This window comes from Shewanella sp. Isolate13, from assembly GCF_022398325.1.
Taxonomy (GTDB): Bacteria; Pseudomonadota; Gammaproteobacteria; order Enterobacterales; family Shewanellaceae; genus Shewanella.
Genome location: NZ_JAKEVD010000021.1, coordinates 26162 through 41559, shown reverse-complemented (window position 1 = coordinate 41559; position 15398 = coordinate 26162). Strand labels below are relative to the sequence as shown.

The following is a 15398-nucleotide window of genomic DNA, read 5'->3' as shown; positions in this document are numbered from 1 at the left end:
TTCACGCCCCAAACTACCTTGAACAGCTAATAATTGGCTAATTACAGGTCTAAAAGAATATTTCTACACATCTTGTAAAGATCTAGTACTTTAGTTCACCTTAACCATCTATTATAGTGATAATCAATATGTTCTCGGTTTATCCTAATTAGATGCTCAAAAAAGTTGCTACAGCGCTTACATTAGTAAGCACATTATACTTCAGCCTCATTCAAGTCGCTTTCGCCAATGATAACGACGCGCTTAATGCCGTCTATAGCCATTTTAGCGCAGCCTTTAATGAGCTAGATGCCAATATAATGAAATCGATCTACTCGGAAGATGCCTGCTATATCCCAGAGGGGCAAGATGAAGAGATCACCTTAGGCCGCGACAATATTGTCGCCTTGTACGAGACTTTTTTTGGCAAAATCAAACACAAGAATGCCAAAATCGAGGTCGATTTTCGGGTTATTGAACGCAATATTGAAGGCAATAGCGCAACCGATATTGGCTATTACCTTATTCGTTTCCACCCTCCCGTCGATGACGGTGAACCTACTAGCGAATTTGCAGGAAAGTTTGTCGGTGTGTCCAAAAAGAAACGTGATGGCAAATGGTACTTAACGGTCGATACTAATAACCGAGCCGAAGCTTCGTTTTATTATAATGCCAAACCCAGCCCAAACCTTTATTATGGGCGTCAATTTCCAGCATTAAGCCAAAACGCATTACCCAATACCCATGACAAACCATAACTTTGAAGCTGACTCTCCTTGCCCTTGTTGCTCGGGGAGGAGTTACCAACACTGCTGTCAACCGCTGCACCTAAACCTACAGTTAGCACAGAGTCCTGAGCAGCTTATGCGCTCTAGATTCTGCGCTTTTTACCTAAAAAACTATCCCTATTTAATCGACACCCATCACAGTGATTATTTAGACGGGCTCAACGAGCACACCTTAGCCCAAGAGCCGCTGCCACAATGGCTGAGTTTAGATGTCATATCGAGCGAGCAAGATGGTGATTCAGGGCAAGTCTGCTTTCAGGCTTGGTATAAGCTCGATAATGAGCTAGACGCTATCCATGAGAGCTCTGACTTTATTAAACAAGATGGTCGCTGGTTCTACACTCAAGGTGAGCAGAAGGCGCCAATATTGCCAAAACGTAACGACAAATGCGTTTGTCAAAGTGGTAAGAAGTTTAAGCAGTGCTGTGCTAAATAGCGCTTATAGTCACTTTACGTTAAAGAAGTGACCTAAGGCTGGCTTAGTGAATTGAGGTCGGTTTTTGCAAAAACTGACCGAATTCAGATACCCTTAAAGCTGGGCTGTATAGGAAGCCTTGGGCCTGATGACAATGATGTTGTGCGAGAAATTGCTCCTGCTCGCGAGTCTCTACCCCTTCGGCCGTTAAAGAGATATTTAATGCCGATGCCATCGCGATTATCGCACTGACAATTTCGCGGCTTTCATGACTTACAGAGAGATCGGAGATAAATGAACGGTCTATTTTAAGCTTACTAATTGGGAACTGCTTGAGATAGCGCATCGAGCTGTAACCTGTTCCAAAATCATCAATCGCCAGGCCGACGCCCAACTCTGACAACTCATGACATAAGTTTGTTGCAGAACGAATATCTTCCATCAATTCCGTTTCGGTGATTTCAAGAATTAAACTATGGGGCTTTAATCGATAACGGGTCACCAACTCCCAAACCTGCTCAAATAGGCTGCCACTAAAGAACTGTCTTGCAGAAACATTTACGTGCATAGAGATATCGATTTGATGTCGCTGCCATAAATTGAGCTGCTTACAAGCGGCTTCGAGTACCCAGGAGCCAATGTCACTTATCAATCCTGTCTGCTCGGCAATATCGATGAAGGCACCTGGGTAAAGTACCCCTTTCTTAGGGTGGTGCCAACGAAGCAGAGCTTCCGCGCCTATATAGGACTGCTTTTTAAGATCTTTAAGGGGTTGATAGTAGAGCTCAAACTGTCGTCCCTTTACAGCAACCGCAAGATCCCTTTCTATCTGAGCATCTTCTTTAAAGGCATTGAGCAAAGCGGAATTAAATACCTGAACCGCTTGACCTTGCTTGCTCTTCGCATATTGCAGCGCAATGTCGGCACAAGTTAGTCCGGAGAACTGCTTCTCAATCGAGGCGAGATCCACTCGCGCTATCGCGGGTTTCGGCTCTATCTGCTCGATTCCAATAGTGATAGGCGCTTCAAGCTGACGATATAGGCGCTCTGTTGCCTGCTCGATTATCGACTCATCTTCTTCGTTCTCAAATAAAATACCGAATTCATCACTACCAATTCGTGCCACCTCGGACAGTTGATTGATCTCGGCAAAGTGGCGAATTCGTCTCGCAATTTCAACCAACATCACATCGCCATTGGCATGGCCGTAGGTGTCATTAAAACGTTTAAACCCTCTAAGATCGACCAGAACTAGATGACCCGATGTAGCACGTTCGAGTACTCGACTAAAATGGGTGCGATTATAGAGTCCTGTTAAGCTACAGCGCCATGCGAGGCGGACCAACTCACTTTGGTGATGATGCTCTTCGGTGCAGTTTTTGGCGTTAACCAACGCGAAATGGTTACCTCGACTCGAGATAAAGCGCTTTACAGAAAAGCGCATCCAGTAGGAAGATCCATCATGGCGGACGAGATTGACCTCCTCGGCAACGGCCTCTCCGGCTCGCGCCTTCACTAATACCGCTTCAGCTAACAAAGGATGTTGCTTGAACAGATCTAAAACTTGAACTTTGCGCCCTAATATTCGCGCTTTGGGCACCTGAGTTAAATTAAAGTGTGCCCGATTGACGTACTCGATACAGTCTGACGCTAGATTCACCACCATCATAATATGGTCAGACTGCTCTGCTGCTGACAAAAAGAGCGTTAAGCGCTCATCTTTGTCATAGCCGTACTGCGTCGCTAAGGTCAGTGCAAGTTGATCGGCAACTTGAGAGCAAAGCTGAACCTCACTGTCGTTCCAGGGGGCTAGTACCATGGTACGTTCTAGACTAAGGATCCCCTCTAACTGACCATTTATTCGAATGGCCACTTCCAAGACTGACAATACGCCATGCTCTTGGTAATAGGGTTTTAACTCAAGCAAACGGCTGTCATCACAGCAACTCTGCGCGGTAATATAGAGCTCGTCCTTAAGTTGACGGATAAATAAGGGACATGTTGATGGATTTGGACGGGATATAGCGCCTGATGAAGTCGAGTCAACAGATAGAGAAACCACTTGCTCAAGCGTATCTGTTTCTGACGATAATGCAGAAACGACAATTCGAGACACACTAAACAGCTTAGAGAGTAACTCTGATGCAATTTGTGCCGTGGCCCTAAAGTCACCTTGCTGTTTTGCTTCAGAATTAACAATATACTCTAACAATTGCTGAGATTTATGCTTCTTCACGCGCTATCCTAGATAAGGTAAACAAAAGCGTCTACCAATGGCTTTATAAATTAAAGCAAAAAAACTATATTTTTATAGGGTACAAGACTACACGAGTTAATCTATTTTCAGCAAGATGTTCTAGGCTATTTTATAGACCATTTTCTAGTTGGAATATCATTTTTTCAGCGCTAAATGAAAAAGTTAGACTAACCTTTGCATTTTGGCCTTCAAACTGAGTCTGTGCGGTCACACCATCGAAACGCTGCTGCGCCTTTTCAATCACTTCTGTAGCCAATTGCTCACAGTTCTCGCCATTTAATTCCAGCTCTAGTACCGTATCGTGTTCATCGATAATTGCACCAACATCGACGAAGCTACCACAGTCATTACAGGTATCATTAACTAAATCTGATTGTGCCTTTTGAATATTTTTCATCTTAACGTGTCTCACTATGGATCATTTGAATGTTTGATTATATATCAGCAATTCAAAATAAAGCAGACTCATCTTCAAGCTTGGGCTATTAATTCACCCATTTGACGTTGGATGACCAATTGATCGACAAAGTGGGTGAGTTCCACTTTAGGTGTAACAGTCACTTGGTTGTAACGCTGACGAACAGACAGGGCACAGTTAGCCAACACCTCTTGCATCTCTAACGATTCTTTACGGCGAATGACCAAAGCTTCTTCATTAAGTACATTCGCTAACCGAAAAGCGGTGGCGCCACTTTGTTGGTGAACTTGGCTATTGTCGGTCACCATGATGTCTCCATCGAGTTGCCCAACTAACGCCTGCGGCGTCGGCAGTTCGAATTTGGAGCGTAAATCATGGCTAAGATGAGCTTCAGTCTGAAATTGCGCCATATCCCGCGCATCTTCCGATAGCATAGAAAGCAATAGACCAAACTCACCCCGTCGGTTAGCACCAACTGCATGATTGAGTCTCGAACCTAACTGAGATTCGTTGATTAATGTACTTTCTACCTGCGCCACATTCATTCTGAACAAAAATAAACCAATAAAACAACTCGTTAGTAGGTAATCGACCGCGCAAACGAATTCTTTAGGTTTTATTTCATATTTAAGCCCAAATAAGCTCAGAAAGCTCAGTTACCCAAATCACTTCTACTAACCATTAACTCACTATTATTAGGTGAGTTAGCCATATACTTGAGCAGCACACTAAGATTGCACCATTGAGTTAAACGCTAATTAATCGTCATATTGAACAAGAATAAAGCGCCAAAACAAGCCGTTGTAAGTTAATTGACCAAACAGTCAATGACTTTGGGGTTTATTTCATATTTAAGCTTTACAGCAGAAAAAATTCTGACTACTATTGCCGCCGCAATTGAGGAGGGGTTCCCGAGTGGCCAAAGGGATCAGACTGTAAATCTGACGGCTCAGCCTTCGAAGGTTCGAATCCTTCTCCCTCCACCATTTGCACACAATTTGTAGAAAGATATTCTTGGAGGGGTTCCCGAGTGGCCAAAGGGATCAGACTGTAAATCTGACGGCTCAGCCTTCGAAGGTTCGAATCCTTCTCCCTCCACCATTTCTATCAAGTTGAACACGCTGTAAACACAATAGGCCAATATTGTGCGYAAGATGAAGTAAGACAATGTGGAGGGGTTCCCGAGTGGCCAAAGGGATCAGACTGTAAATCTGACGGCTCAGCCTTCGAAGGTTCGAATCCTTCTCCCTCCACCACTTCTTAACTCACTAATATTMTTGTATTAGTAATTTTGAAGTAAAAGTTAAAGCWGTAAACACAATAGGCCAATATTGTGCGTAAGAYGAAGTAAGACAATGTGGAGGGGTTCCCGAGTGGCCAAAGGGATCAGACTGTAAATCTGACGGCTCAGCCTTCGAAGGTTCGAATCCTTCTCCCTCCACCACTTCTTCACCCATCTCAACTCTGCCGTGAAATGCCTCTACCGCTACTAAGCTTTAATCTAAATACCTACCAGCTGAATAACACCACAAAAACATTAGCAATGTTAATCAGACAGTTATAACTTGCAGCAAATTTAAACTCGTCACTTTTGCACTATCATTCCCAACGCCTTTTCACTATGATTTAGCATCAATATTTTTACTGAGGCGACATCGTGACTAACTCTTGGGTAAATCAAGCAATCGAAAAAATTGAAGCAGATTTTCAACGAAGCGCTGACACGCATTTGATCAAACTAGATACTCCGAATTTACAGGGTATTGATATTTACCTCAAAGATGAAAGCACCCACCCGACGGGAAGTTTAAAGCACCGCCTCGCCCGCTCTCTGTTTCTCTATGCACTGTGTAATGGTTGGATAAAGGAAGGCACAACGGTCATCGAGTCCTCTTCTGGCAGTACCGCAGTATCGGAAGCTTACTTTGCACGCTTACTCGGTTTACCCTTTATCGCCGTTATGCCAAGCACCACGGCTAAGAAGAAAATTCAACAAATCGAATTTTATGGCGGTCAATGCCACTTCGTCGATCACTCGAGCAAAATTTACGCGGAATCAGAGCGATTAGCACAGGAACTTGATGGCCATTATATGGACCAATTTACCTATGCGGAGCGCGCAACTGACTGGCGAGGAAACAACAACATCGCCAACTCTATCTTTAACCAGATGGAGAAAGAACAATACGCTATTCCAACTTGGATCGTCATGAGCCCAGGCACAGGCGGTACCTCTGCCACCATTGGCCGCTATATTCGTTATCAAAGACTGAATACGAAACTCTGTGTCGTCGATCCTGAAAACTCAGTATTCTTCGATTACTTCCATAGCGGTGATAACACTATCAGCTGCTGTAACGGCAGCAAGATTGAGGGTATTGGTCGCCCCCGCGCCGAACCCTCATTTATTCCAGGCGTAGTGGATGAGATGCGCAAGATCCCCGATCCTGCATCGGTGGCTACGATCAATTGGCTTGAAAAAATTATTGGCCGCAAAACTGGCGCCTCTACCGGTACAAACCTCTATGGCGCACTACAACTAGCCAGCGAAATGGCAGCCAAAGGTGAGACGGGCTCTATCGTCACCCTCATTTGTGATTCCGGTGAGCGCTATTTAGATACCTATTACAATAGCGAGTGGATAGCACAAAATATCGGTGAACTTGCCCCCTACCAAGAAGCTCTAGAGCAGTTCAGCTCTACATCCGTATTAAACTGTCCGAATGCACGATAATCTCGACAGCTAAAATAGACCTGATAAAAATAAAAAGCCCTTGCGATGCTAACATCCAAGGGCTTTTTTATTAAAATATTACCGATAAGGAGTTAATCAATATCGAGATATTTATGGGTTTGAATCGATAAACGCCAGTTACGCTCGATACAGGTCTTCATCGCCAACTCCGTTGCTCTAGGCTTTTGGCTGATAGGCTGTAAGCAGACTGTTTTTCCCGTTAAATCAATTTCTGTTAATAACTCATCTAGCTCATCAACATGTTTTTGCGTCGCAATAGGATGCTTGATCTCATTGGCTCGATTAAGCGCTTGGGCTAATACAGGATAGCCGCCCTTCATATTGACCTTTGGCGATACTGTGACCCAGGTGTCTTTAGCACACAAAACCTCGAAGGTACCACTGGTTTCAATTTGCGTCTGATAACCTTGGCTATGCAGATACTCAGTTAACTCACTCAGGTCATATAGACATGGCTCACCACCTGTGATCACTACGTGCTTGGCATTGAAGCCCTTTTCTTCAAATGATCTGACAAGCTGCTCTGGAGTTAACTCCGCCCAGCGACCGACTGTGCCATCGACCTGAATCACTAACTCTGGAGTGACACGATTTTCCTCTAACAACTCCCAAGTTTGCTTGGTATCACACCAAGAGCAACCAACAGGACAGCCCTGAAGTCTAACAAAAAGCGCTGGCACTCCTGTATAAGTCCCCTCGCCTTGTATTGTTTCAAACACTTCATTAACTGGATATTTCATTATCTGACCTCTTGATTAGCTGGGCCGCATTTATAGTGGATTTTGCTCATAGTCGCAAGTAGTTTAAAAGCATTCACAGCTGCGCTAAACTACTCAGTCTTATTTATTGAAAGATTAAAGCTTAATTATGTCAAAAGCCGTTGTAGTTTTTAGTGGTGGTCAAGATTCGACAACCTGCCTCATTCAAGCCCTTCAACAATTTGATGAAGTTCACGGGATCACCTTCGATTATGGACAAAGACATAGAGAAGAGATTGAAATAGCCAAGAGTCTAGGCAAAAAACTTAATCTTGCCAGCCACAAGGTCATGGACGTCACCCTACTGAATGAATTGGCCATCTCAGCCCTGACCCGTGATGCAATTCCTGTGTCCAACGAACTGATGGATAACGGCTTGCCGAACACCTTCGTACCGGGAAGAAATATCCTATTTCTAACACTCGCTGGGATCTACGCCTATCAGCTGGGCGCCGATGTGGTGATTACGGGTGTGTGCGAGACTGACTTTTCAGGCTACCCAGATTGTCGTAATGATTTTGTCAAAGCCATGCAGGCAGCGCTTGAACAAGGCATGGATAAGCAGCTCACGATTCAGACTCCATTAATGTGGTTAGATAAAGCAGAGACCTGGGCCTTAGCAGATAAATACCAAAGTCTTGAGCTAATTCGCGATGAAACTTTAACCTGTTATAACGGGATTAAGGGCGATGGCTGTGGTACTTGCCCAGCGTGTCTATTAAGAAAGCGTGGCCTAGAAGAATACCTCGCCGATAAAGATGCGATACAAGCAAGACTTGCGACTAAATGCTAAAACTCAAGTTAGGGGCTAATAGCCCCTATACATTTGCGTTTGTAATTACGCTCGTTTGTATCAGCCTATTTTACTTTAAGCTTGATGAGCTACTGGCCTATCAGAGACCACTCATCCTCGATGGTCAATGGTGGCGCCTACTGAGCGGTAACCTCTTACATACCAATGCTTGGCATCTGTACATGAACCTCGCAGGCTTTTGGGTCATTATCTCACTGCATGAGCCACACTATCGCGCCCAAGGACTTGCCATACTCTTTTTTGTGTTATGCCTCATGCAGGGCATAGGCTTACTGCTGTTTTGCCCAAGCCTTATGGGTTATGTTGGCTTAAGCGGTATGCTTCACGGCCTCTTTACCTATGGCGCAATTATGGATATTCGCCGTGGGTTAAAGTCTGGGTATTTACTGCTGCTAGGTGTGATCTTAAAAGTTGGCTATGAGCAGTTTTTTGGTGCGAGTCGCGAGATGACTGAACTTATCGGCGCCAGAGTGGCAACCGAAGCCCATTTAGTCGGCCTTTTAAGTGGGCTTATCTGTGCTGCAGCGCTATTGGCTTTCAAATATTTGGCTTATAAGCCGCACAGTTTATAAATCATATAAATAAAAAACTCAGCCCCAGAAATAGTGTCATCGCATCAAGCATTAATAATAAAAAAGGAGAGCTAGCTTTGGCTGCTCTCCTTTTCTCGTTTAATGTCTTATTATCGCTCAGTCTTAATAAACTACGCCTTAATAAACTGCTCTCTGAGTCGGCTGACTTTATCGCGGATGGCTGCGGCTTCTTCAAACTCGAGGTTTTTAGCGTGTTCATGCATCTGCTTTTCTAACCTATCGATATCATGGCTGATATCGGCAGGTTTAGCCACATGATAGTCAGCCGCAGTTTCTGCCACACCGCGTTCGCTATCAACATATTCGTGATCGCCCACATCCATGACATCGGTAATGCGCTTCACCACCCCTTTTGGTGTGATCCCGTTTTCCAAATTATACTGATGCTGCTTTTCTCGACGACGGTTGGTTTCGGTGATCGCTTTCTCCATCGACTTGGTAATACGATCCCCATAGAGGATCACCTTACCATTAACGTTACGGGCTGCGCGCCCAATCGTCTGGATCAGTGAACGCTCAGAGCGTAAAAAACCTTCCTTATCAGCATCGAGAATACAGACCAGAGAGACCTCAGGCATATCTAAGCCCTCTCGGAGCAAGTTAATGCCAATAAGCACATCGAATACGCCTAATCTCAAGTCTCTGATGATCTCAACGCGCTCAACGGTGTCGATATCAGAATGTAAATACCTAACTTTGACACCGTGCTCATCGAGATACTCGGTTAAATCTTCGGACATGCGCTTAGTCAGTGTCGTCACTAACACACGCTCATTGACGGCCACACGTTTGCCTATCTCAGACAACAGATCATCGACTTGAATCGATACTGGCCGCACTTCGATCTCAGGATCGAGTAGCCCTGTAGGCCTGACGACCTGCTCGGCAATTTCACCATCAGACTTATCAATTTCGTATTCACTAGGCGTTGCCGAGACAAAAATACTCTGAGGCATTAAGGCCTCAAACTCTTCAAACTTAAGCGGACGGTTATCTAGTGCCGAAGGCAGACGGAAGCCATACTCCACAAGATTCATCTTTCTTGAGCGATCACCTTTATACATGGCGCCGATTTGCGGTACCGTCACGTGGGACTCGTCGATGATCAACAAGCCATCATCAGGCAAATAATCAAGCAAGGTAGGAGGTCCATCGCCAGGCGCTCTCCCCGACAGATAGCGGGAGTAGTTCTCGATACCTGAGCAATAGCCAAGTTCAGTCATCATCTCGACATCATATTGGACCCGCTCGGTAATGCGCTGCTCTTCAATAAGCTTATTAAGGTCGAGCAGCTGCTGTTTTCGCTCCCTTAACTCCTCTTTAATCTCTTCTGTCGCGGCTAAAATAGATTCCCTAGGTGTCACATAGTGACTCTTAGGATAGACGGTGATCCGAGCAATACGCTTAATCACGTGCCCGGTGAGTGGATCGAATAAACTTAATCGTTCAATCTCATCGTCAAACAGTTCGATGCGAATGGCATGCTTATCGGAGTCGGCAGGAAAGATATCGATCACTTCGCCTCTGACCCGATAAGTACCTCGCTGCAATTCGATATCGTTCCGGGTATATTGCAATTCACTGAGACGCTTTAAGATATCGCGCTGCTGCATGATCCCACCTTCACGCAGGTGCAATAGCATCTTCATATAAGACTTAGGATCACCCAAGCCATAAATCGCCGACACCGATGCAATCAACACCACATCTTTTCTTTCTAATAGTGCCTTAGTGGCTGACAAACGCATCTGCTCGATATGGGCGTTGACCGATGCATCCTTCTCAATGAAAGTCCCCGTTGAAGGGACATAGGCTTCCGGTTGGTAATAGTCATAGTAAGATACGAAATATTCGACCGCATTATGGGGGAAAAACTCTTTCATCTCCCCGTAAAGCTGAGCTGCTAGCGTCTTATTCGGCGCCATGATAATGGTTGGGCGAGACATTTTTGCAATAACATTAGCGACAGTGAAGGTTTTACCAGATCCTGTCACCCCCAGTAATGTCTGGCACGCAACGCCCGACTCTAGCCCATCGACTAACTGTTGAATTGCCGTAGGCTGATCGCCCGCGGGTTTATACATGGACTCTAATTGAAATACAGATTCTGACACTCAGATACTTCCCTCGAAAGATGAGCCATTATTTTACCCTAATTTGCTCAAAAATGGCGCGTAATCGTTAATTTATCAGTCGGTATATAAACACAGCATTGGCTCACCGCGATTACCGCTGATATGGGGTTAGGCTCGCGACATGCTATAGCTATACTCAGCGACGCTCTCAAGCAAAAATGCTCCCCGCCCCCAATCATGGCGAGGCAGCCTTTCTAGGGCCAAATATTTAACAACGATACCCGCTATAACCCATAGGGTTAAGATTTATTCCATATGAAACTTTATAACGTCTAGTAAAATTGCGTTTTTTAGAGTTTGCCATTGCCAAAGCCAGTAGATTCGGCGTTTTAATTCACAAGAACCACTGACAAAACAGTTACACCGCAGCAACAATTCTGAAAACGCCACAATAAAGTGTTGCTTTTTCCATCATGTTGTTTTTACTGCCTAAAAAAAACAATCAAGAAATTCGCTCAATTTAAGGTCAACGCCCATTTCATCGGCATTTGCCGGTGATTTTCCGGTGTAACCCACAGGCTTATCCACAGATTCAGTGGATAACTCTTACAGAGCTTATCTACAGGGGCTTGTAGCACTTGCTAAAACTAAAGTATGAAGCCAGGAATATCTGAAAGTTTCCTACATTTGTAATTATCACAGCATAACTTAAGGCCACATAAATGATTTAGTGATAGAAAATAGTGATTAACTCATATACTTGCATTTATAACTGTTCATATTTTAACAAAAACGCTGCATCCATCAGCATTATGTGCACTAGGTGAGCACTTAAGCGTATAATTTCATTTTTTTTCCCTTGTCGAGTTGACTCAATTGTAAGAGCGATTTAATATGCGCTCCGTCTTCAACGAGACGTAACTTAAACGATTCCCCTGTAGTTCAGTCGGTAGAACGGCGGACTGTTAATCCGTATGTCACTGGTTCAAGTCCAGTCTGGGGAGCCAAGTTTAAGTTAGATTAGATAGTTATCTAATAATGTAAAAAGTAATTCCCCTGTAGTTCAGTCGGTAGAACGGCGGACTGTTAATCCGTATGTCACTGGTTCAAGTCCAGTCTGGGGAGCCACTTTTACAAAGTTAAATGATTATCGGACTAAAAATAGCGATTCCCCTGTAGTTCAGTCGGTAGAACGGCGGACTGTTAATCCGTATGTCACTGGTTCAAGTCCAGTCTGGGGAGCCATTTTTAGTGTTAATAAAAGTATTGCGTTTCCCCTGTAGTTCAGTCGGTAGAACGGCGGACTGTTAATCCGTATGTCACTGGTTCAAGTCCAGTCTGGGGAGCCACTTTTATTAAAGCGTTAAAATAAAGTATTGCGATTCCCCTGTAGTTCAGTCGGTAGAACGGCGGACTGTTAATCCGTATGTCACTGGTTCAAGTCCAGTCTGGGGAGCCAACTTTATAAAGAGTTAAAATAAAGTATTACGATTCCCCTGTAGTTCAGTCGGTAGAACGGCGGACTGTTAATCCGTATGTCACTGGTTCAAGTCCAGTCTGGGGAGCCAACTTTATTAAAATAAGTTAAAGTATTACGATTCCCCTGTAGTTCAGTCGGTAGAACGGCGGACTGTTAATCCGTATGTCACTGGTTCAAGTCCAGTCTGGGGAGCCACTTTAATTTAGCTAGAATGTTTGAAAGGTTTTTACGACTCCCCTGTAGTTCAGTCGGTAGAACGGCGGACTGTTAATCCGTATGTCACTGGTTCAAGTCCAGTCTGGGGAGCCAACCTTTTCCTAACACCTCACCTGCTTTTCATTTCAATTCTTTATCACGTAATAAATCCACTGCAATTCAAGATCAAACCTGTTTATAATACATCCCACTAAACCAGTATCACTCTCCCTAAGAGTTTTTTGATCGTGTTGAACGGATTCTTTATGACAACCTCAAAATATTTCCAGTTGTTTCTTTTTTTGCTATTTATAGGACTCTCCTATTTAAGCTACCAATACGCACAGCAAAACCTCACTAAACAAACAGCTCAGCAACTAGATCAATACTCGACAGCGATCGCGCAAGAAAAAGCATGGCAAGGTAAGGGTCAAACACTTTACGAAATGCTTAAGCCCAAATTTAGCTTTCAGTTTTTCCAATATATCGATGCGTCCGACAGCGGTAATAACTTCACCAAGGGGAAGTTAATCGCAGCAAGCGATTCTATGTTAGCGAAATTATTTCTCATTGAATCACCCCATACTCAAGTTTTGCAGGCGGGCCGGCTACAGATCAAACTTTCCAGCCAGTTATTACAGAAACAAACCATCCGCCAATTCCAAAATCATCTGCTCATTATCTGGGGCTGCTTTGTTGTCATTGCCTTTTTCCACCTTCTGCTCAGCCTAAAACAAAGAAAAAGCATTCGCTGCATCGCGGCTAATATCGAAAAACTCAGTCAGCTCTCTTTTGAAGCTATCGACCAATCTCAGTTTAGAGGAGAGTTTCGAAATACCGGCTTAACCTTAGAGAAGGCGAAACAGACGCTAAAGGCGAAAGTCGGTGAACTAAATGAGCTTAATAACCAACTGAGTAAAACCGTCTTTCAAGACCCGATTACAGGTTTCGCGACAAAAGCACGTTTTACCGAGAAACTCGATGAGATCTGTAGAGCCGAGTCTAAGGAGTTCGGGGTCTTAGTGATAGTCAAAGCCACGGAGCTTGCCAATATCAACCAACTGCATGGTAGAGAGGCCGGTGATGATTACCTTTGTCGAATTGCTAACGAGATTAGGCTTGCTATAAATGAACCCTCACGCACGCAGTTCTTTAGGATCTCTACAGCCGATTTCGCCGTTGTTATCCCGGATATAACAATTAAACAGTGTTCAAGCATCGCCAACCAGTTGAAATCAGCTTTTCGAGAGTATCAACACCAGATTGGCACGCCATCCATCGCCCATATCGGTATAGTGCCTTACCTTGAAGACAGCGATCCTGCATCCTTGATGACCCTTGCCGACACGGCCGTCAGTATCGCTCAAACCCTCGGCCCCAATTGCTATCATATTCAGGAGAAACTCACTGGTGGAGAACTTTTTGGCGAAAGTCGCTGGAAGGTGGCCATCAACGATCTACTGAGACGTAAAGCCATCAAGTTTTATATTCAACCGATCCGCCCATGTCGTAATGATGTTGAATCTTATCGTGAGCTATTATCCCGATTTTATAATAGCGAAGGAAAGCTGTTACCCACGACAACTGTCATTTCTATGGCCGAACGTCACGGCATGAGTGAAGAACTGGATAAGCTAGTCGTACTCAATACCTTAAGGTTGTTGCTGCAAACCCCGAACCTGACAGGCTTGATTGGCATCAATATCAGCGCGGCCTCAGCAACTAACAAGTCTTTTGTCTCTTGGTTAAAAAATATATTAACCAAACAGAGGCAAATAGCTGCAAGGCTCGTGTTTGAGGTGAGTGAGTCCGGTATGCAGACAAATCTCAGTGCCACCTATCACTTTATTAATGAACTCCATAGCGTAGGTTCACGGATCTCTATAGAGCGCTTTGGGCTCGGCTTTACCTCATTTAAGTTCTTTAAAGAGGTTCGTCCCGATTATATTAAGTTAGACCATAGCTATACCCAAGAGATCACCCTAGATCCACACAATAAGTTTTTCGTTAAAATGATTATCGATATTGCCCGCAAGCTTGGGATCAGAGTCATCGCCACAGGTGTTGAAAAACAAGAAGATAAGCTTGCGATGGAACAACTGCTTATCGATGGTTTGCAAGGCTACTATATCGCCGAACCTAGCCCATTGAAGCAGGAGGAAAAGACAGCAAATACCGTTTAATTCTGACTATTTATAAAGCAAACTTTTTATCCTTGCTTTCTATGTGTTGTTAATGGCTTAGGAAAAGCCGATAATAGCGGTAATTCTGTCTAACAAATTGATTAGAGATGAGCGAATATCTCCTGTTATTGATCGGCACAGTGCTGGTCAACAACTTCGTATTAGTAAAATTTCTTGGCCTTTGCCCCTTCATGGGGGTATCTAGCAAACTGGAGTCAGCCATCGGCATGTCGATGGCGACAACGTTTGTGTTAACGCTGGCCTCTATCTTAAGCTACCTGGTTAATCAGTATTTATTACTGCCGTTTGACCTAGGCTATCTGCGAACGATGAGCTTTATTCTCGTGATTGCCGTTGTCGTGCAGTTTACTGAGATGCTAGTTCAAAAAACCAGTGCCTCCTTGCATCGTGCGCTAGGCATTTACCTGCCTTTAATCACCACTAACTGTGCCGTACTCGGTGTCGCGCTTCTTAATATCAATGAAAAACATGGTTTTATTGAATCAGCTATCTTTGGATTTGGCGCTGCTGTTGGCTTTTCACTGGTTCTGATTCTATTCTCCGCCATGCGAGAGCGCCTTGCCGCTGCCGATGTTCCTACGCCATTTAAAGGTGGGGCTATCGCAATGGTTACGGCTGGACTGATGTCACTTGCGTTTATGGGATTCACGGGGTTAGTTAAATAAAC

The 15398-nt window shown here is 44.3% G+C and carries 12 protein-coding genes and 12 tRNA genes; 19 read left to right on the top strand and 5 right to left on the bottom strand.

Going from position 1 to position 15398, the window contains the following annotated elements:
* The first annotated feature begins 152 nt into the window (after nt 1-152).
* Both L1D44_RS13945 and L1D44_RS13940 read left to right on the top strand, forming a co-directional pair.
* On the top strand, nt 153-737 hold the full coding sequence (locus L1D44_RS13945; RefSeq protein ID WP_275660484.1) for a nuclear transport factor 2 family protein: 585 nt from the start codon (nt 153-155) through the stop codon (nt 735-737).
* The gene (locus L1D44_RS13940; RefSeq protein WP_239891524.1) at nt 724-1203 is read left to right on the top strand and encodes a YchJ family protein; all 480 of its coding nucleotides are present in this window, start codon (nt 724-726) and stop codon (nt 1201-1203) included. The genes L1D44_RS13945 and L1D44_RS13940 overlap by 14 nt, the downstream gene beginning before the upstream one ends.
* 43 nt (nt 1204-1246) lie before the next feature.
* Here L1D44_RS13940 and L1D44_RS13935 read toward each other — a convergent pair whose 3' ends face one another.
* From L1D44_RS13935 to L1D44_RS13925, 3 genes are all read right to left on the bottom strand, one after another.
* Entirely contained in the window at nt 1247-3418 is a 2172-nt protein-coding gene (locus L1D44_RS13935) for an EAL domain-containing protein (protein WP_239891522.1), read from the bottom strand.
* Nucleotides 3419-3548: 130 nt separating this feature from the next.
* Nucleotides 3549-3836, bottom strand: a complete 288-nt coding sequence (locus L1D44_RS13930; RefSeq protein ID WP_239891520.1) for a DUF406 family protein — start codon at nt 3834-3836, stop codon at nt 3549-3551.
* 74 nt (nt 3837-3910) lie between these two features.
* Nucleotides 3911-4402 (bottom strand): VC2046/SO_2500 family protein, encoded by a 492-nt coding sequence (locus L1D44_RS13925; RefSeq protein ID WP_239891578.1) that lies wholly within the window; start codon nt 4400-4402, stop codon nt 3911-3913.
* A 356-nt stretch (nt 4403-4758) separates the two neighbouring features.
* Between L1D44_RS13925 and L1D44_RS13920 the strand changes: the two genes are divergently transcribed.
* The 5 genes from L1D44_RS13920 to L1D44_RS13900 all read left to right on the top strand — a co-directional run bounded on the left by L1D44_RS13920 (nt 4759) and on the right by L1D44_RS13900 (nt 6591).
* Nucleotides 4759-4843: transfer RNA gene (locus tag L1D44_RS13920), tRNA-Tyr, on the top strand.
* Between the two features lie 30 nt (nt 4844-4873).
* Nucleotides 4874-4958 (top strand) — tRNA-Tyr (locus L1D44_RS13915).
* A 70-nt stretch (nt 4959-5028) separates the two neighbouring features.
* Nucleotides 5029-5113 (top strand) — tRNA-Tyr (locus L1D44_RS13910).
* Between the two features lie 103 nt (nt 5114-5216).
* Nucleotides 5217-5301 (top strand) — tRNA-Tyr (locus L1D44_RS13905).
* Nucleotides 5302-5514: 213 nt separating this feature from the next.
* The gene (locus tag L1D44_RS13900) at nt 5515-6591 is read left to right on the top strand and encodes a PLP-dependent cysteine synthase family protein (RefSeq protein WP_345773638.1); all 1077 of its coding nucleotides are present in this window, start codon (nt 5515-5517) and stop codon (nt 6589-6591) included.
* Nucleotides 6592-6683: 92 nt separating this feature from the next.
* Here L1D44_RS13900 and queE read toward each other — a convergent pair whose 3' ends face one another.
* Nucleotides 6684-7352: a 7-carboxy-7-deazaguanine synthase QueE gene (queE, locus tag L1D44_RS13895; RefSeq protein ID WP_239891518.1), complete on the bottom strand. Its 669-nt coding sequence runs from the start codon at nt 7350-7352 to the stop codon at nt 6684-6686.
* 127 nt (nt 7353-7479) lie between these two features.
* Here queE and queC point away from each other — a divergent pair, with 127 nt between their 5' ends.
* Entirely contained in the window at nt 7480-8163 is a 684-nt protein-coding gene (queC, locus tag L1D44_RS13890) for a 7-cyano-7-deazaguanine synthase QueC (protein ID WP_239891516.1), read from the top strand.
* Nucleotides 8157-8756, top strand: coding sequence for a rhombosortase (rrtA, locus tag L1D44_RS13885; protein ID WP_239891514.1), 600 nt, complete (start codon nt 8157-8159; stop codon nt 8754-8756). The genes queC and rrtA overlap by 7 nt, the downstream gene beginning before the upstream one ends.
* Before the next feature lie 131 nt (nt 8757-8887).
* Here the strand turns inward: rrtA and uvrB are convergent, their stop codons facing one another.
* Nucleotides 8888-10891, bottom strand: coding sequence for an excinuclease ABC subunit UvrB (gene uvrB, locus L1D44_RS13880; protein ID WP_239891512.1), 2004 nt, complete (start codon nt 10889-10891; stop codon nt 8888-8890).
* Nucleotides 10892-11783: 892 nt separating this feature from the next.
* Here uvrB and L1D44_RS13875 point away from each other — a divergent pair.
* The 10 genes from L1D44_RS13875 to rsxA all read left to right on the top strand — a co-directional run bounded on the left by L1D44_RS13875 (nt 11784) and on the right by rsxA (nt 15396).
* A tRNA-Asn gene (locus tag L1D44_RS13875) sits at nt 11784-11859 on the top strand.
* Nucleotides 11860-11904: 45 nt separating this feature from the next.
* A tRNA-Asn gene (locus L1D44_RS13870) sits at nt 11905-11980 on the top strand.
* 41 nt (nt 11981-12021) lie between these two features.
* Nucleotides 12022-12097 (top strand) — tRNA-Asn (locus L1D44_RS13865).
* 28 nt (nt 12098-12125) lie between these two features.
* Nucleotides 12126-12201, top strand: a tRNA-Asn gene (locus L1D44_RS13860).
* Nucleotides 12202-12235: 34 nt separating this feature from the next.
* Nucleotides 12236-12311: transfer RNA gene (locus tag L1D44_RS13855), tRNA-Asn, on the top strand.
* A 33-nt stretch (nt 12312-12344) separates the two neighbouring features.
* Nucleotides 12345-12420: transfer RNA gene (locus tag L1D44_RS13850), tRNA-Asn, on the top strand.
* A 31-nt stretch (nt 12421-12451) separates the two neighbouring features.
* Nucleotides 12452-12527, top strand: a tRNA-Asn gene (locus L1D44_RS13845).
* 38 nt (nt 12528-12565) lie between these two features.
* Nucleotides 12566-12641: transfer RNA gene (locus L1D44_RS13840), tRNA-Asn, on the top strand.
* A gap of 152 nt (nt 12642-12793) precedes the next feature.
* Entirely contained in the window at nt 12794-14710 is a 1917-nt protein-coding gene (locus L1D44_RS13835; RefSeq protein WP_239891510.1) for an EAL domain-containing protein, read from the top strand.
* 107 nt (nt 14711-14817) lie between these two features.
* Nucleotides 14818-15396: an electron transport complex subunit RsxA gene (gene rsxA, locus L1D44_RS13830; RefSeq protein WP_012155587.1), complete on the top strand. Its 579-nt coding sequence runs from the start codon at nt 14818-14820 to the stop codon at nt 15394-15396.
* Nucleotides 15397-15398 lie beyond the last annotated feature (2 nt).